Source organism: Cellulophaga baltica 18 (genome assembly GCF_000468615.2).
GTDB lineage: Bacteria > Bacteroidota > Bacteroidia > Flavobacteriales > Flavobacteriaceae > Cellulophaga > Cellulophaga baltica.
Genome location: NZ_CP009976.1, coordinates 1,977,002 through 1,993,595, shown reverse-complemented (window position 1 = coordinate 1,993,595; position 16,594 = coordinate 1,977,002). Strand labels below are relative to the sequence as shown.

Below are 16,594 nucleotides of genomic sequence, written 5' to 3'. Positions count from 1 at the left end.
GTGAACTATAACAACAGTTATCATGACTGTTCGTTTTTTGATTGATGAATAAACTCCGGCTGATTACCGGAGTTTTTAATTTTAATACGTTTTCACTTAACTGATATTCAATTTTTTAATGCAACCAGAAAACAAGCAAGAACAACCCAACAATCCACTTCATGGTGTAAAGCTTAAAGATATACTTGAGTTTTTAGTAGAAAAATATGGCTGGAAAGAAATGTCTTTACAAATAAATATTAATTGTTTTAAAAGCAATCAAACCATAAAATCTAGTTTAAACTTCTTACGAAAAACACCTTGGGCTAGAGAAAAAGTAGAACACCTATATTTAAAATCAATTAAAAAATAATGCCATTACATATTGTTTTATTTGAACCAGAAATTCCTAATAACACAGGAAATATCGGCCGCCTTAGTTTAGCCTCTGGGAGTCATTTACACCTCGTAAAACCTTTTGGTTTTGAACTTAGTGATAAACGCGTAAAAAGAGCAGGATTAGATTATTGGCAGCACATTTCTTTGACTATTTACGAGAGCATTGAAGACTTTTATTCAAAGAATTCTGACAAAGAATTTGCCTATTTCTCCAGTCACGGAACCAAAACCCATTGGGACATCAACTTTAAAGACAATTTATTTCTAATTTTCGGAAAAGAATCTAAGGGCTTACCAGAACAAGTAACCGCACAGAATACCAATAGTTTATACAAAATACCTTTACACAGTGATCATATTAGAAGTCTTAATTTAGCAAATGCCGTAAGCATTGTTGTCTATGAAGGTCTTAGGCAACTTAGCCTGTAGATTGTTACAATTGCAAAACCTATTAACTCATATCGTTTATAAACAGGATTGACTTTATAGTTCCCCACCAAATTCACTATTTTTGTAGAAACAGAAAAGGACAGATTTCAAATGGGAAATATAATGATTGCACCCTCACTTTTGGCGGCAGATTTTGGAAACTTACAGCGCGATGTAGAAATGATAAACAATAGCAACGCAGATTGGCATCATATAGATGTTATGGATGGTGTTTTTGTTCCTAATATCTCTTACGGAATGCCTGTGGTAAAAGCTATTGCAAAATACGCAACAAAACCACTTGATGTGCATTTGATGATTGTAGACCCTGACCGTTATATTAAAACATTTGCAGCGCTAGGCGCCACCAACCTCTCTGTACACTATGAAGCTTGTACGCATTTGCACCGCACATTACAAGCTATTAAAGCAGAAGGCATGAAAGCCGGAGTAGCTTTAAACCCACACACCAATATTATGCTCCTTGAAGATACCATCAAAGATATTGATGTTGTCTGTATGATGAGCGTAAACCCTGGCTTTGGAGGACAATCTTTCATTGAGAACACCTATGACAAAATTAGAGCTTTGAAGGCTTTAATTGAGCGTAAAGGTGCCAGTACACTTATAGAAATTGATGGCGGTGTTACGGCAACAAATGCAAAAGCGTTGAAAGATGCCGGAGCAGATGTACTCGTTGCAGGGAGCTTTGTTTTTAATAGCGAAAACCCTGTTGAAACTATTCAAGAACTTAAAGATATTGCTGGATAATGAAAAAATTTGATGTTGTTATTGTTGGTGGAGGCCCTATAGGAATAGCCTGTGGATTAGAAGCTAAAAAAAGAGGTCTTAGCTATTTAATTATTGAGAAAGGCCCAATTGTAAACTCGCTCTTTCACTACCCTAGCAATATGCAATTTTTCTCTTCGTCAGAAAAATTAGAAATAGACGAAATTCCATTTATCAGTAAAGAACCAAAACCAAAAAGAGATGAAGCCTTAGAATATTACCGTAGAATTGTAACGAGCAATCACCTTAATATTCATCTTTTTGAAAAAGTCCAAAGTGTGATCAAATCTGATTCTACTTTTGAAATCACCACGAATAAAAAAAGCTACACTGCTACAAACGTTGTTATTGCCACAGGATTTTATGATTTACCGAATACCCTAAATATTCCTGGGGAAGATTTGGAAAAAGTAAAACACTATTATGACAATCCCCATTACTATGCACAACAAAAAGTTGCCGTAATTGGCGCTAGTAACTCCGCCATAGATGCAGCTTTAGAATGCTACCGAAAAGGGGCTGAAGTAACGTTAGTCATTAGAGGTTCTGAAGTTGGTCAGCGTGTAAAGTACTGGGTGCGTCCTGATATCATAAATAGAATTGAAGAAGGCAGTATAAAAGTATTCTACAACGCTACGCTAAAAGAAATAAAACATACGGAGTTAGTCATTGACACCCCTGAGGGAGCTACTACTATTGAAAACGATTTTGTTCTAGCACTTACCGGTTACAAGCCTAATTTTGAATTTCTTGAACAGCTTGGTGTTTCATTATCCAATGATGAAAAAAGGTTGCCAAATTATGATCAAGAAACTATGGAAACCAATGTTCCTAATTTATTCTTAGCTGGCGTAATTTGCGGTGGTATGGAAACCCATAAATGGTTCATAGAAAACTCTAGAATTCATGCAAAAATGATTATGGATACTATCTTAAAAAAACAAGAGCCCACTAACTAGTTGCGAATCACGGAATTCAGGGAGCAGCGTCTTAAAGAAAGGTAGTAATTTTATAGTCTATAAAAGTCGAAAATTTCATTTCGGTTTTTAATAGTAATTTTTAAATATGCATTTACAGAATTTCAGTTATACCCAAAAGACTTATCTATTATTTATCTATGTATACTTTTTATTTTCTGCGATAGGTTTATCTCAAGGAAAAGAGAAAGACAGCTCTAATATAGCTCCGATGGTATACTTCGGATGGTCACAAAGAACAACTCCTAAATCTCTTGAGCCTTACTACAAGGAATTAAAAACAGCCGAATATGGTGTACAACGGTTTTCTATTATAGACCAATTATTAGAATATCATATCCGAAAAACAAATACCGATTCTGTTGTACATTACGCTAACCTATATTTGAAGGAAGTAAACAACTGGAGCCAAACAGAAAAAATTAAAAAAAGATACTCTTCAAAAGCCAACTATTATTTAGGGAAAGGAAACCTAATGAATGGGCTATATGACAACGCAATAAAATGGTTTTTAGAAGGTCTTAAGGAGGCTGAAGAAACTAATTTTACAGAATTCAAATACAAACATAAACTTGGACTCTCTAAAAGTTACATCTCTCAAGGCAATACAGATAAAGCAATTGACATTTTAGAAAAATCGCTTTCAGAATTTGCTCCTGAACACCCTTCTCTAAAAACACAAAATTATATTTTACTAGGAAAAGCCTATCGTTTTAATGAAAATTATGAGCAAGCTAACATGTATTATAATGAAGCGGTAAAATTATCTAAATCCTTAGATGACGAAGAAGTATTACTTACGATTCGTTTAGAAATCGCAAAACTAAAAGAAGCTCAAGGCGATTTTGATGGGGCTTTTCCGGAATATGAGAAAACAAGAAATGAAGCCAAAGAAAAAGGTTTTGATGCTATTTACTTTGAAGGTTCTCTATTAGTAGCAAGACTGTATTACAAACAAGGCTTTTATGACATAGCAGTATTGGGTTTATCTACAGCATATATTAACGCTATAGATAGTGACAATCTACAATTTCAAAGAGAGTCTTTAATTCTACAATCACGCAGCTTTCAACAACAAGGAGATTTTGAAAATGCCTATGCTTCGATGACACAACTTTTTAGGGTGATCAACGAAATCAATACAAAACAACAACAAGCTATCATCAAGGAACTTGAGGTCCAATATGAAACCTTAGAAAAAGAAAAGGAAATAAATAGTCTAGAGGAAGACAAGCTTTTAAAAGAGGCGCAATTAAGCAGACAGAAAACTATTAAGAATGCTTTTCTAATTGGTTTCTTAATTATTTTAATTCCTATTATAGCCTTACTATTTGTATACTACCAGAAATTACAAACCCAAAGTGAGCTTTCCAAAAAACAAGAAGAAATAAATACTCAGAAGGTAAAATCCTTGATCCAGGAACAAGAATTAAATCTAATAAAAGCGTCTATTGAAGGGCAAGATGAAGAGCGCAAACGTATTGCGCAAGAACTACATGACAGTATCGGCGGCAACCTTGCTGGAATAAAGCTACAGCTCTCTAGTCTAGCTAAAGGTTCTGAAGCTTTAAAAACGATTAATAATCAAATAGATGAAACGTATCAATTAGTGCGAGACATATCTCACACACTAATTCCTAAAAAATTTCAACAAAACGCGTTTACAGATTTGGTCCAACAATTTGCAAATTCAATTTCTAAGACCAATGCTGTTCAAGTAGCTTTTTATCCTCATCCCAAAGAAACTATTAATAACATTGATGAAAAAATACAGGTAGAGTTATTTAAAATTCTTCAAGAATTAATGACCAACACCCTAAAGCATGCGAAAGCAAAAAATGTAGATATTCATTTAAATCTTATAGGAGACGAACTATCTTTACTCTTTGAGGATAATGGAATAGGATTTAATACGTTAGAAAAAGAAACTGGTATTGGTTTAAAGAACATTACAAGTAGAATTCAAAAACTAAAAGGAACCTTGCATATTGATTCTTCTGAAAATAGAGGAACTGTTATCGCCATAGAAATTCCTGATTTAAAAAAAACAGTACATGAACTATAATCTTATAATTGCCGACGATCATAAAATGTTCATTGATGGCCTTATCAGTATTCTTAATGATGCTCCAGAATTTTCTGTGATTCTTACTGCAAAAAACGGTGCACAAGTTGAAAAATATTTGAGTATAAACGGTGCTGATAATATTCATCTATTAATTACAGATTTAACGATGCCAGAAATGGATGGAATTGAGTTAAACAAGATCGTTAAAAGCAAATACCCTTCTTTAAAAACGCTTGTAGTAAGTATGCATATTGATGGGATGATGATAGACAAACTCATCAAAAATAATGTAGATGGCTATGTTCCTAAAAATGCAGAAAAAGAGGAATTACTAACTGCAATACGCAGTATTATTAAAGGCGATAAATATTTCTCTCCAGAAATAAAGAAAGCCTATACCGATGCGATGTTCGAAAATAAAAAAATGGAAGAAATTTCATTGACGGATCGTGAGAAAGAAGTACTGAAACTTATTGCCGAAGAAAATACTACTCAAGAAATTGCCGATAAATTATTTCTAAGCAAGCATACGATAGAAAGTTATCGAAAGAACTTAATCTCCAAATTAAACGTAAAAAACCTAGCTGGTTTAACCAAGCATGCTTTAAAAATGGGACTTTTAGATGCATAACATCTAATTAAATAACAGCAGCTCTTAAGCCAATAATCTAGCCATCCCTGAAAACAGGGGGTGCCAATTTCACTTTTTTAAGTGTAAAAAAGATTGTGCAATCGCTTGACCTTTGTATTGAACAAACAACAATACAATTATGAAGCATTCTATTATTTTAATCGCACTTACTACTTTATTTATCTCTTGCTCTAACGATAAGAAAACTACAGAAACGTCAAAGCAAGCGTCTATTATCAAATCAGATTTACTGTTAACTAACAGCGCCGTAAAACCATTCTCAGGTCAGAATAATACAGATACCCTTACCATTTTAATAAACGGAAAATCCCTTTTACAAAGTACCGCTACTATAAAAGTAACCAATGACAAAGGTGAAGAATTACTTTGCGATACACTTGCTACTACACGCTTATTAAATCCAGAATACAGAACAGCAAACTCCGCTTTAAAAGATGCTCAAATTAGAGAAACGGTTTCTAATCTATTTACCACAGATGAGTATCTAAAATATTTTAAGCAGAAAGAAATAGCTAGCAATCAAATTAAGTAAATAACTTCTTATTTATTCATCATGATAATTTACGGTACCCGCTCTGCCCATTTACATTCCGTTCAAAAGACAACGCCTATTTGTCCTAATTGCGAAGAAAAAGGATCTTTACTCATCAGTGTATATAGAAAGCACGCACACATTTTTTGGATTCCGATTTTCCCATTAGGAAAGTCTGGAGCTTCGCATTGCAAAAATTGCAAGCAGGCCTTACGTTCTAGTGAGATGCCAGAGCATTTAAAACACGAATATCAAAAAATAAAAAAGGAAGTAAAAGGTCCCATTTGGCAATTCTCTGGAATGTTTATAGCACTTTTCGTTCTAGTTTTTGCTGGCTTTGCTAGTCAGAATACTAAGAAATTAGAACAAGAATATCTAAACCAACCCATGGCAGGAGACATTTACGAATATAGAGTTGCTAACAAGCAATTTTCTACCATGAAGGTCATAGAAGTAGATACAGATAGCGTCTTTATTGCTTTAAACGATTTTGAAATCAGCAAAGCTTCACGCATTTATAAAATAGATAAACCTGAGAATTACCCAGATGTAGTCTATGGCTTTTCTAAACAAGAAATTACCGCCATGTATTCTAGCGGTAAAATCTTTGATATAAATAGAGAGTAACCACTTCTACTTTAAGATGTCTAATAATGTGGCTGGTATGCTGTCTAAAGCCGTTGAGTCTGTTTTTATGGCAGCCGGAACAATACCTTGTAAAGAATCTATAGGCACCGGAAGCTGTGATAATATTTTTAAGGAATCTTGAATTCTAAGATTCTGTAAGTACAAAGTATCTGCTTTTGCAAATTCAAAAGCCTCTTTAGCATTCATTTCTAAATATGGCGGACAAGGAAAATGATCAAAATCATACTTAAAATTAGTAAGTATAGGCCTTTTCCAAGTACTCAAATCTCTAAAGACAGAAGCTACCATTGGCAAAGCAGTATTGGAACCAGACCCCATTCTGGTTGTTGAAAATTGCACTCGCTTATCATAAGTACCAACCCAAGCACCTATAACAAGTTCTGGCGATGCACCTATAAACCAGCCATCACCATTATTTTGTGTAGTTCCCGTTTTTCCAATTAAGTTATACGGAATACCGTAGCCCGTTAAGCGCAAACCTGTACCGTGTTGCACTACCCCTTCCATCATTTTTTGAAGTTGTTTTACATGTGTATAGCCTGCTACGCGCTCTTGATACATTGGTTTAGCTTCATATATAACAACACCTTCTTCATTAATTATTCGTTCTATAGCATACGGTTTAATTCTGTTACCTCCGTTAGAAATACTTGCATAAGCAGTAACCATTTCTAAAAGACTAATGTCTGCGGTACCCAATACAATAGAAGGCACTTCTGGAAGTATCGTTTCAATACCCATCTTTTTAGCCTGCTCAATAACACGGTTAACCCCTGCTTTTAGCTGTATGTTTACAGAAACGGTATTTACAGAATTTGCCAATGCTCCATGCATACTATAACTACCTCCATAGCCTCCAGAAGCGTTTCTAGGCTGCCAATCTTCATATTCAGCGTAGGTTACCAAATTATTGTTATAGTAGCTACAAACATCCTGGCCTGACTCTAGAGCTGCTAAATAAGTAATAGGTTTAAACGTAGAACCAACTTGGCGCGGAGTACGGATATTATCCGTCTGACTAAAACCATAGTCAATACCACCAACATAGCCCATAATTCTACCTGAAGTACTACTCATAACGAATAAACTCGCATGCAATCTGTTGATACTTTTCGCTATAGAATCTTCTAGAGACATCATCTTCCCTTCGTAGCCTTTACCTACTTCCCAATAGTTTCGTTTTTTCTTTTTAGTGATAAAAGATGAGATTTCTTCTTCGCTCTTCCCTTCTGCTTTTAATCTTTTTACTTCTTTAGTTTCAGCTGTAATTTGTTGAAGTAAGGCTTCCTTACCTCCTTCTATAGTGGCAGCGTCCCAATATTGATCCATCAATTTTTGCAAGCTTTCAATTTGACGGTTCAATGCTTTTTCTGCATATTCCTGAATGCTTGTATTTAGAGTCGTATAAACACTTAAACCATCTGCCTCCAGATCATAAATATGGCCATCTTCTGCAGGATTTTCTGCGGCCCACGCAGCAAATTCTTCCGCTACGACATCTTTAAAATAAGAAGAGAAAGAAGATGTTTTTTTAGGCAATTGATAATCTAAAACCAAGGGCTTTTTAGCAGCTTCTTTTTCTGCCTCAGTGATATAGCCATATTTTGCCATTTGGCTTAACACAACATTTCTACGATTGGTTGCTCTTTCAGGGTTTATTCTAGGATTGTAGTAAGATGGTGCTTTTAATACCCCCACTAAAGTAGCACATTCCTCTAAACTAAGTTTCTCCGGAGGTTTATTAAAAAAACGATACGCCGCTTTTTCAATTCCATATATATTCTCTCCAAAAGAAACGGTATTAAAATACAGTAATAATATTTCATCTTTACTGTAAATGCTTTCCAAGCGTCTAGCAATAAATAGCTCTCTAATTTTATTAATAGGGGTAGAAAGAAAAAACTGCTTTTGTCTCCCGAATATATTTTTAGCTACCTGCTGCGTAACCGTACTCCCACCACCTGCATTCTGCCCAAGTACTATTGACTTTACAAACACACGACCATAACTTTTATAATCTATCCCGCCATGCGTGTAAAAACGACTATCTTCTGTTGCAACCAAAGCTTCTTTTAAATGCTTAGAAATTTGAGTGCTATCTGCGTTAGATCTATTTTGAAGAAAGTAGTATCCTATGGGTTCATTATTGGAAGCATAAATTGTAGACGTCACTGGATTTTCTAATTGCCTCAGATACTCCTTCGTTGGTAATTTGCCGAAGGCTCCAAAATATACTAAAAGCAAGAATACCAATCCGAATAGAAAGCCTAGTCCTATTAGATAAAAAAAACTTTTAAAAGGATGTTTACGCGCAAACTTGAATACTGTTTTAGCTTTAGTAACTATTGTGTTTTTCAAGGTTGTAATTTTTTCCATAAGCCTTATTAGCTGCCACACTAAAAAAATTGAGCGCGCAAAATTAACTATTTTTAGATACCAACAAACAAATAGTATAAAATACTATTATTCATATGCTTAGGGCATTTAAAATAATGATGGAATTTACAAAAATTGTCTTAACAAAAGTTCTTTACCTAAAAAAAACCATTGTTTAAGCAACAATGGTTTTAGTGAATAACAAATTAAAAAACGTACGCTGATTATAAGTAGAATTTACTCCACTTAAAACTACCATCAAGATAGAATACCTATCTAAGCTAATTCTTCAAACTTCCGCTGAAGAGTATTAAGGTTTTTATTAAAAAAATTATAGGCGTACTAAGAAGTTAGAAACAATAAACAGGTTAAGCAACTTGCTTCGCCTTTTCGTCTACTGTAAGGAACTCATTGATCAGTGATTTCCATTTCTCAATTCTTTTAACCTCAAAATCTTCTGAATAGTTAAGCGTTTCATCATAAAAATTAAGTTCAAAAGGCTGACCCGATTTCAACGTTATTTTCAAATCCAGTTTTTCTAAATGCGAATCTTTTTTATTTTTTACTTTAAAAAATTTTCTTTGCTCTAAGATCATACAATCTTTTATAGAAGAAATGGCTACAACACGCTCATAAATTTCATTTTCTGAGAATTTTAAGAACACTATTTTTTGTTCTTTTTCATCAATTCCAATATAGGAATTTCCCCAAAGTTCACTTTGAGAGATTGTTAATTTATTTTTTGTGCTTAATGCTTTTGCTGCTTCTTTAACTTTTTTAGAGGCAGACTTTCCTGACATGTTAAATAAAAAGAAGGGTATAAAAATTATGCCTACTAAAACGAGACATATGGTCATAAATGAAGTATCCATACTATTTTTTGTTTTTAAAATGATGATAGAAAAGAGCTCTTAAACCATTGTATATGTTCTTCAATACAGTTTAATTTAATGCCCTCATAAAATACCAGCAACAACTCTCGTGGTGCTAGTCCGTAAAAATCATTTAAAAACTAAGGAAAGGAATGAAAATGATAAGCAATCTGATGCGTATCAAAATTAAGATCTATAAAACCGCCAGAAGAAATATATAATAAAGCGATTTGATTTTTGCAAATACATAAATTCTCTAATGGATTTAAAGAAGAGCCAATATGTAAATTTACCGTGCTATCTGGATTGGAAGAAGTCGTATTTTCCCAAAGAACATTTAGTGCATCTACATTGATCGTAAACCTATCTTGCACGGCAGTTTGATCAAGAATAACAGCCACATCTAAATTGTCATGCTTCGCCTCGTTTTCAACAGCCGCATAAGACCCTTGAAAACTGCTACATAACAGTAGAAATAATAAACTTCTAAACCACAACATCTTGCTCATCTAAAAAGATAAATTTAATGTATTTACAAGAGTACAAAGGTACATTAATATTTCATCCACAATATTTTTTATAATTCCTTTAACGCAACAATTATTCATCTAATTTTACGCGATTTTTTAAAAAAGATATTATTTTAATTCCTATATTAAATGAATGAACTTATAGTGTGTTTAGGTTTTTTTATTGCAGCCTATTCTGTTATTGCTAATGATGTTATACAAACATTAGGCACTTTTATTTCATCAAATAGCAAAACCAAATGGTGGTACCTATGGGCTTTTGCCGGTACCATTTTAACACTAACCTTATTTTTTGGTTGGTATTTTAATAATGGTGATGTTTCCTATGGTCGTCTATCACAAATACCACTGCCTAATCCGCTACCATGGTGGTATCTTCTAGCTCCTTTAAGTTTATTAATTATTACACGCTTTGGAATTCCGGTAAGTACTACTTTCATGATTTTAAGTGTATTTTCCTCTGGACAACTCATAGAAAAAATGATTCTCAAATCTATTTTCGGATATGTCTTAGCTTTTGTAGCGGCATTGGTACTCTACCTAATTATTGCTAAGAAATTTGAATCTAAAGCTGCTATCCGGTTGATGGATAAAAAGAAGCAGAAACCTTATTGGCTAGTTGCGCAATGGTTTTCTACCGGTTTCTTATGGTCACAATGGTTAATTCAAGACTTTGCAAATATTTTTGTCTTCTTACCTCGCCAATTGACTATTTCCGAATTAGGGATAGCCCTTATTGTTATTTTAAGCATCATGGCCTACATCTTTAATGTAAAAGGAGGAAACATACAAAAGATTGTAAATCAGAAATCAAACACGCAGCACATCCGTTCTGCAACAATTATTGATGCTTGCTACGGTGTATTACTTTACCTATTTACTATTTTAAATGATGTTCCTATGAGTACCACTTGGACTTTCGTAGGTATTTTGGCAGGTAGAGAAATTGCGATAAAATATCTTTTAGAGAAAAAACAACTTAAAACAACGTATACCCTTATTATTAAAGATTTAGCAAAAGTAAATATAGGGCTTATGATAAGTATTTTAATTGCGTATTTAATTCAGTTTTTAAAAGCATAATTTAGGTCTTTTCAAGAATTCTAATCGAGTGTGTTTCCGTGAAATGGACAATAGCTCCAGTTCCCTTTCATTGCAGCATTATCAACAGGACAGTTTTTTGGAGGCAGTAAAGTAGTTAGCGGTAGCGCATACTCAAATTCTTTATTAGAGTGATAAATCATAAACTCACCTTCTTTGTATTCATCTACCAACAGCTTACCGTTTTCATCTTTATTTTCAAAAAAGTAAAAACGCATACCCGCTCCAAATTGTCCCATCATGTTTTCAAACATTGGCTTCATAGTTTCTGAAATTGAGCGCACCGAGATATCCAATTGATTTTCTGGGATTGGTTGTTGTGGTTCACCTTCGTTTATTTTTACAGTTATTGAATTTCTTATCGTTTCTTCTGAAGCAAAGGTTAGAGAGCCATCAAGATGTATATCTACATCTAATGCACAAACAAAAATATAATCATCGAGTGTCTCTAAAATAAGATGTACCATATCCTCAGGTATTGCTGGATTATCTGCCAAAGCAATTCTCCAATAACTTCTAGGAAGCCAAAAAGATAAGGTCATGTTTTCACCATCCTTTTTCCAAATTTGAATTTCCCGAATGTATTCCGTAAGCGGCACTTTATGCTCTTCTTGTCCTATTGCAGGCGCTGAGAACACTAAAATTAAGAGTAAGATTGCATATTGAATTTTCATCATTATTAACTATTATTTTATTGGTATTTACCGTTTTTAAACTTCAATACTTGATCCTGATTTGTAATCTTTTCGTCTTCTACGCAATCACCGTTTGAAGCTTCTTTTCTAGTTGTTGTTTTCACAATGCTTTTAACTAATATATCAAAATAGCCATTTGTTTTTGTCTCCTTAAGGATTAACACTTTTTCAACGCCACTTAGGTCTGCTTCGCATTCTGAATCCACTTCCCCACCATAGTACATCATTTCAAAATTTTTCAAAACCTGTTTTAGGGTATTATTTTCATCAAAATATAACGAAATTGTTTCATGACTATACGGATTTGGGTGTGAGTTATTGTAATAATAAACGCGAATACCGAATGCCCTAGTGTTTTCTGAAAGAAGATAAGGAGCCGTATCAATCTTTAATTCCGCCAATTTTACCGCGTCAGAATACCACTCGTTCGTTAATGAGCTTTCAAAAAACCTAGATTTTATTTTCCCTGTATCTGTTTCTATAATTAAAATGTGACTATTGAGCTCAAAATAATCTTCCTTTTCTTGGACAATTTCTGGAATAACAACAATAGTTTCCTCCGGATTATCAGGCTTTACCTTAGCTACAATTAGAGCTGTTTTACATTCAGACAAGCCTAAATCTAGCTGACTTAATATCGTCTTTAAATGTGGTATTTCTTGAGAAGTAAGCATTACAGAATAAGATAAAGTGATCAGTATAATTAGCCGTTTTAAAAAACTTTTAAAAAAATACACCCCTTTATTCATATACTATTTTGTGTTTTCATTTTAAAAAAATTCAAGATACAGATATTTATCTTATCATAAAAAAATGGACTAGGGATGAACTGCGTTGATCCCTTAAAGCTCCGCTTTGAAAATAAAAAGTCTCACAAAATATACGCAAGCAAGCATTAAAACCATATTCAACATTTTCACGAATAAGAGATGAACTGCGTTGATCCCTTAAAGCTCCGCTTTGAAAATAAAAAGTCTCACAAAATATACGGAAGCAAGCGTTAAAACCATATTCAACGTTTTCACGAATACCGGATGAACTGCATTGACCCCTCAAAGCTCCGCTTTATAAATAAAAAGTCTCACAAAATATACACAAGTAAGCATTAAAACCATATTCAACATTTTCACGAATACCGGATGAACTGCGTTGATCCCTTAAAGCTCCGCTTTGAAAATAAAAAGTCTCACAAAATATACGCAAGTAAGCATTAAAACCATATTCAACATTTTCACGAACTGCGTTGATCCCTCAAAGCTCCGCTTTGAAAATAAAAAGTCTCACAAAATATACGCAAGCAAGCATTAAAACCATATTCAACATTTTCACGAATACCGGATGAACTGCGTTGATCCCTCAAAGCTCCGCTTTGAAAATAAAAAGTCTCACAAAATATACGCAAGCAAGCATTAAAACCATATTCAACATTTTCACGAATAAGGGATGAACTGCGTTGATCCCTTAAAGCTCCGCTTTGAAAATAAAAAGTCTCACAAAATATACGCAAGCAAGCATTAAAACTATATTCAACATTTTCACGAATAAGGGATGAACTGCGTTGATCCCTCAAAGCTCCGCTTTGAAAATAAAAAGTCTCACAAAATATACGCAAGCAAGCTTGTATATTTTGTGAGACTTTTTATTTATTCGTGACCGCGAAGGGATTCGAACCCCCAACCCTCAGAGCCGAAATCTGATATTCTATCCAGTTGAACTACGCAGCCATTATTATTTTCTTTAAAAATTCTCTACCACTTCCGGTTTTGAAATACCTTTCTCTTTGTATAGCCTCTTCCCTTGTTTCAACTACCTCAAAATAAACTAGTCTCCAAGGAATAAATCCTTTGGTTGATTTAGTTTTTCCTGAATTATGTTCTTTAATTCGCTTATCTAAATCTACAGTATGCCCCTTATACCATCTTTGATCTTTCTCACTTTCTAAAACATAAACATAGTACTTCACACCTATACTTGATATTCCCTGCCTACCGGCAGGCAGGTATCCAGTTGAACTACGCAGCCATTATTTTCTTAGGCTAATTTCTTTTTTACAATCATAGAAATAGTTTTGCCGTCTGCTTGACCTGCAAGCTCTTTAGAAACCATTCCCATAACTTTACCCATATCTTTCATACCTGCTGCTCCAGTAGCTTCAATAGTCTGTACAACAACTTTCTCTATCTCTTCTTCTGATAACTGCTCTGGCAAAAATTTTTCTATTATAGCTACTTGCTCTAATTCTGGAGCTGCCAAGTCTTCTCTACCTTGCTCTATAAAAATAGCGGCGCTATCTTTACGTTGCTTTACAAGCTTCTGAACTAGCTGAATTTCTGCATCTTCTGAAATAGCTTCTCCTGAACCATTTTCTGTTTGCATTAGTAACAACGCCGATTTTATTGCTCTTAACGATTCCAAAGCTACTTTATCTTTAGCTTTCATCGCTGTTTTCATCTCGGTCATTACCTGGTCTTGTAAGCTCATAATATTCTATTTTAGCGGGACGAAGATAAAAAAATAAACCCAAAAATAGCTCGTATTTTTGGGTTTATAATCAGGTTAAAACATTCTTTAATCTACATTGTCATGTAAGAAAGAATTGTTTGTTCTTATTTGAATATCATCATTGCTATCCTCACTTAATGATGTTCTAGAAATCTTGTTCTCTCTATTTACTTCATTTAAATGAACGCCTTGACGTTTGTATGCGGGATGCTTTTCTATTTCATCAATATGCTTCGCATTGTTGTTCTGAAACTTGTAGTTAAAATCTTTTAGCTTACGTTTTCTTTCTTCAGATCTGCTTCTTAAAAGCTCCTCTAAAGGCATATCCATAGGATCTACGTCTGCGACTTCTTCTACTTGCTTTGTTTCTTTCTCCACCGTCTTTTGCTCAAAACGCAATTCTTCTTCCAGAACCTTTGGAGCTACTTTTTCTGCTTTAGACTTAGCGTCATTAAGCTTCCCTTCTAACTCCATATAATCATCAAGACTATAGCGTTTTTCACCTTGCTTATTGTACTCTACTACAGGAATAACTTCGATAGGATCTTTTACTTCCATATCTTTTACTTCGTCATCCAAAGAAAATAATACTACATTTTCTTTTTTGTCTTCTTTAATTTTTTCTGCCTCAGGGCCATCAAAACTAAAAATAAACTGATCATCTTCTATTTTTGCTGAAGAAACAGTAATAGGATCAATAACTTCAAAATTATCAATCTTAGCCTTAGAATCTACGATAATAAAATCATCACCTACATTATCAGCAATCACTTCATCATAAAAGACATTAAAGTTTTTAATATAGCTAGATGTCGGAATCAAATCCATCTCTGGCTTATCTTCTTCTAAAACATGCTTTACAATTTTAGGCTCTTCTTTTACTACCTTTTTTTCTTCCTCTTCTTCGACCAACTGAAAGACTACATTCTCTGAACCCATTAATACTTGCTCTGCCTTTTGGCTATCCTCAAGGGTATGGATTATTTTTTTAGATTCTGTATTTACAATAGTATCCTGCTGGTCAATATTAAAACCCGTAGCGATCACGGTTACAGCAATTGCTTCCCCCAGTGTTTCGTCTTCACCAACACCCATAATGATGTTTGCACTATGACCCGCTTCTGTTTGGATATGATCGTTGATCTCTCCTATTTCATCAATTGTAATTTCTTTAGTTCCAGAAACAATTAACAACAATACATTCTTTGCTCCAGATATTTTATTATCATTCAACAATGGAGAATCTAAAGCACTCATAATTGCTTCATTAGCTCTATTGGAACCTGATGAAGTTGAAGACCCCATGATTGCCGTACCACTATTTGAAAGTACTGTTTTAGCATCACGTAAATCAATATTCTGTGTGTAGTGGTGTGTTATAACCTCTGCAATACCTCTTGCTGCTGTAGCTAACACTTCATCGGCCTTAGAGAAACCAGCTTTGAAACCTAAATTTCCATAAACTTCTCTTAGTTTATTATTATTAATAACGATTAGAGAATCTACATTGTTACGTAACTTTTCAATCCCTGCTTGCGCTTGTTTGGTTCTCATCTGACCTTCAAACTGAAAAGGAATTGTAACAATACCAACCGTAAGGATATCCAGTTCCTTAGCTTGTTTTGCTATCATTGGTGCCGCACCTGTTCCAGTACCACCGCCCATTCCTGCAGTAATGAAAACCATTTTAGTGTTGGTACCCAACATATTCTTTATTTCTTCCATACTCTCAATAGCAGATTGCTCTCCCACTTCTGGGTTTGCACCAGCACCAAGACCTTCAGTTAAGGAAACCCCTAATTGAATTTTGTTGGGTACTGTACTATTATCAAGTGCTTGGGAATCTGTATTACAGATAATGAAATCAACACCATTAATTCCCGCCATATACATGTGGTTAATTGCGTTGCTCCCACCGCCACCTACCCCGATGACTTTTATTACATTACTCTGATTTTTGGGCAAATCAAAGGAAATACTTCCAAATTCGTTACTGTTACTCATACGTTCTGTATTACTGGTTATACTGTGTTCTTCGTGCTTTT

Annotated in this window: 17 protein-coding genes and 1 tRNA gene; 9 read left to right on the top strand and 9 right to left on the bottom strand. The window is 34.2% G+C overall.

Annotated elements, in window-relative coordinates; genetic code table 11:
• Positions 1–118 precede the first annotated feature (118 nt).
• The 8 genes from M666_RS08515 (at position 119) to M666_RS08480 (ending at position 6,452) form a co-directional block, all read left to right on the top strand.
• Positions 119–352 (top strand): VF530 family protein, encoded by a 234-nt coding sequence (locus M666_RS08515; protein ID WP_029447040.1) that lies wholly within the window; start codon positions 119–121, stop codon positions 350–352.
• Complete coding sequence (locus M666_RS08510) at positions 352–807, top strand: tRNA (cytidine(34)-2'-O)-methyltransferase (RefSeq protein ID WP_029447041.1); 456 nt, start codon at positions 352–354, stop codon at positions 805–807. The genes M666_RS08515 and M666_RS08510 overlap by 1 nt, the downstream gene beginning before the upstream one ends.
• Positions 808–918: 111 nt before the next feature.
• Positions 919–1,578, top strand: coding sequence for a ribulose-phosphate 3-epimerase (rpe, locus tag M666_RS08505; protein ID WP_029447042.1), 660 nt, complete (start codon positions 919–921; stop codon positions 1,576–1,578).
• Positions 1,578–2,555, top strand: coding sequence for a YpdA family putative bacillithiol disulfide reductase (locus M666_RS08500; protein WP_029447043.1), 978 nt, complete (start codon positions 1,578–1,580; stop codon positions 2,553–2,555). The genes rpe and M666_RS08500 overlap by 1 nt, the downstream gene beginning before the upstream one ends.
• Positions 2,556–2,661: 106 nt before the next feature.
• Positions 2,662–4,638, top strand: a complete 1,977-nt coding sequence (locus M666_RS08495; protein WP_029447044.1) for a tetratricopeptide repeat-containing sensor histidine kinase — start codon at positions 2,662–2,664, stop codon at positions 4,636–4,638.
• Positions 4,628–5,272 (top strand): response regulator, encoded by a 645-nt coding sequence (locus tag M666_RS08490; RefSeq protein WP_024481697.1) that lies wholly within the window; start codon positions 4,628–4,630, stop codon positions 5,270–5,272. The genes M666_RS08495 and M666_RS08490 overlap by 11 nt, the downstream gene beginning before the upstream one ends.
• Positions 5,273–5,411: 139 nt before the next feature.
• On the top strand, positions 5,412–5,825 hold the full coding sequence (locus tag M666_RS08485; protein ID WP_024481698.1) for a hypothetical protein: 414 nt from the start codon (positions 5,412–5,414) through the stop codon (positions 5,823–5,825).
• A 21-nt stretch (positions 5,826–5,846) separates the two neighbouring features.
• Positions 5,847–6,452: a zinc ribbon domain-containing protein gene (locus tag M666_RS08480; RefSeq protein WP_029447045.1), complete on the top strand. Its 606-nt coding sequence runs from the start codon at positions 5,847–5,849 to the stop codon at positions 6,450–6,452.
• 6 nt (positions 6,453–6,458) lie between these two features.
• Here the strand turns inward: M666_RS08480 and M666_RS08475 are convergent, their stop codons facing one another.
• The 3 genes from M666_RS08475 to M666_RS08465 all read right to left on the bottom strand — a co-directional run bounded on the left by M666_RS08475 (position 6,459) and on the right by M666_RS08465 (position 10,230).
• Positions 6,459–8,849, bottom strand: coding sequence for a transglycosylase domain-containing protein (locus M666_RS08475; protein WP_029447046.1), 2,391 nt, complete (start codon positions 8,847–8,849; stop codon positions 6,459–6,461).
• 368 nt (positions 8,850–9,217) lie between these two features.
• Positions 9,218–9,721, bottom strand: coding sequence for a hypothetical protein (locus M666_RS08470; protein WP_139150181.1), 504 nt, complete (start codon positions 9,719–9,721; stop codon positions 9,218–9,220).
• 140 nt (positions 9,722–9,861) lie between these two features.
• Complete coding sequence (locus M666_RS08465) at positions 9,862–10,230, bottom strand: hypothetical protein (protein WP_029447047.1); 369 nt, start codon at positions 10,228–10,230, stop codon at positions 9,862–9,864.
• Positions 10,231–10,380: 150 nt separating this feature from the next.
• Between M666_RS08465 and M666_RS08460 the strand changes: the two genes are divergently transcribed.
• A complete protein-coding gene (locus M666_RS08460; protein WP_024481703.1) occupies positions 10,381–11,334 on the top strand; it encodes a hypothetical protein in 954 nt (317 codons plus the stop codon).
• Between the two features lie 20 nt (positions 11,335–11,354).
• Here M666_RS08460 and M666_RS08455 read toward each other — a convergent pair whose 3' ends face one another.
• The 6 genes from M666_RS08455 to ftsZ all read right to left on the bottom strand — a co-directional run bounded on the left by M666_RS08455 (position 11,355) and on the right by ftsZ (position 16,553).
• The gene (locus tag M666_RS08455) at positions 11,355–12,029 is read right to left on the bottom strand and encodes a hypothetical protein (RefSeq protein WP_029447048.1); all 675 of its coding nucleotides are present in this window, start codon (positions 12,027–12,029) and stop codon (positions 11,355–11,357) included.
• Positions 12,030–12,043: 14 nt separating this feature from the next.
• The gene (locus M666_RS08450; protein WP_151198039.1) at positions 12,044–12,721 is read right to left on the bottom strand and encodes a PA3715 family protein; all 678 of its coding nucleotides are present in this window, start codon (positions 12,719–12,721) and stop codon (positions 12,044–12,046) included.
• 976 nt (positions 12,722–13,697) lie between these two features.
• Positions 13,698–13,771, bottom strand: a tRNA-Arg gene (locus M666_RS08445).
• Positions 13,762–14,010, bottom strand: coding sequence for a GIY-YIG nuclease family protein (locus M666_RS20225; protein ID WP_029447050.1), 249 nt, complete (start codon positions 14,008–14,010; stop codon positions 13,762–13,764). Before M666_RS20225 ends, M666_RS08445 begins: the two co-directional genes overlap by 10 nt.
• Before the next feature lie 68 nt (positions 14,011–14,078).
• Positions 14,079–14,528, bottom strand: coding sequence for a GatB/YqeY domain-containing protein (locus M666_RS08440; protein ID WP_025615842.1), 450 nt, complete (start codon positions 14,526–14,528; stop codon positions 14,079–14,081).
• Positions 14,529–14,615: 87 nt separating this feature from the next.
• Positions 14,616–16,553 carry a cell division protein FtsZ gene (gene ftsZ / locus M666_RS08435; protein WP_024481708.1) on the bottom strand — a complete coding sequence of 646 codons (1,938 nt, stop codon included), beginning with the start codon at positions 16,551–16,553 and terminating at the stop codon, positions 14,616–14,618.
• Between the last annotated feature and the right edge of the window lie 41 nt (positions 16,554–16,594).

Coding starts and splice junctions, on each gene's coding strand:
- M666_RS08470 (WP_139150181.1), bottom strand. CDS start 9,721: ATGGATACTTCATTTATGACCATATGTCTCGTTTTAGTAGGCATAATT.
- M666_RS08475 (WP_029447046.1), bottom strand. CDS start 8,849: ATGGAAAAAATTACAACCTTGAAAAACACAATAGTTACTAAAGCTAAA.
- M666_RS08480 (WP_029447045.1), top strand. CDS start 5,847: ATGATAATTTACGGTACCCGCTCTGCCCATTTACATTCCGTTCAAAAG.
- M666_RS08490 (WP_024481697.1), top strand. CDS start 4,628: ATGAACTATAATCTTATAATTGCCGACGATCATAAAATGTTCATTGAT.
- M666_RS08510 (WP_029447041.1), top strand. CDS start 352: ATGCCATTACATATTGTTTTATTTGAACCAGAAATTCCTAATAACACA.
- M666_RS08460 (WP_024481703.1), top strand. CDS start 10,381: ATGAATGAACTTATAGTGTGTTTAGGTTTTTTTATTGCAGCCTATTCT.
- M666_RS08495 (WP_029447044.1), top strand. CDS start 2,662: ATGCATTTACAGAATTTCAGTTATACCCAAAAGACTTATCTATTATTT.
- M666_RS08465 (WP_029447047.1), bottom strand. CDS start 10,230: ATGAGCAAGATGTTGTGGTTTAGAAGTTTATTATTTCTACTGTTATGT.
- M666_RS08515 (WP_029447040.1), top strand. CDS start 119: ATGCAACCAGAAAACAAGCAAGAACAACCCAACAATCCACTTCATGGT.
- M666_RS08450 (WP_151198039.1), bottom strand. CDS start 12,721: ATGCTTACTTCTCAAGAAATACCACATTTAAAGACGATATTAAGTCAG.
- ftsZ (WP_024481708.1), bottom strand. CDS start 16,553: ATGAGTAACAGTAACGAATTTGGAAGTATTTCCTTTGATTTGCCCAAA.
- M666_RS08455 (WP_029447048.1), bottom strand. CDS start 12,029: ATGATGAAAATTCAATATGCAATCTTACTCTTAATTTTAGTGTTCTCA.
- rpe (WP_029447042.1), top strand. CDS start 919: ATGGGAAATATAATGATTGCACCCTCACTTTTGGCGGCAGATTTTGGA.
- M666_RS08440 (WP_025615842.1), bottom strand. CDS start 14,528: ATGAGCTTACAAGACCAGGTAATGACCGAGATGAAAACAGCGATGAAA.
- M666_RS08485 (WP_024481698.1), top strand. CDS start 5,412: ATGAAGCATTCTATTATTTTAATCGCACTTACTACTTTATTTATCTCT.
- M666_RS08500 (WP_029447043.1), top strand. CDS start 1,578: ATGAAAAAATTTGATGTTGTTATTGTTGGTGGAGGCCCTATAGGAATA.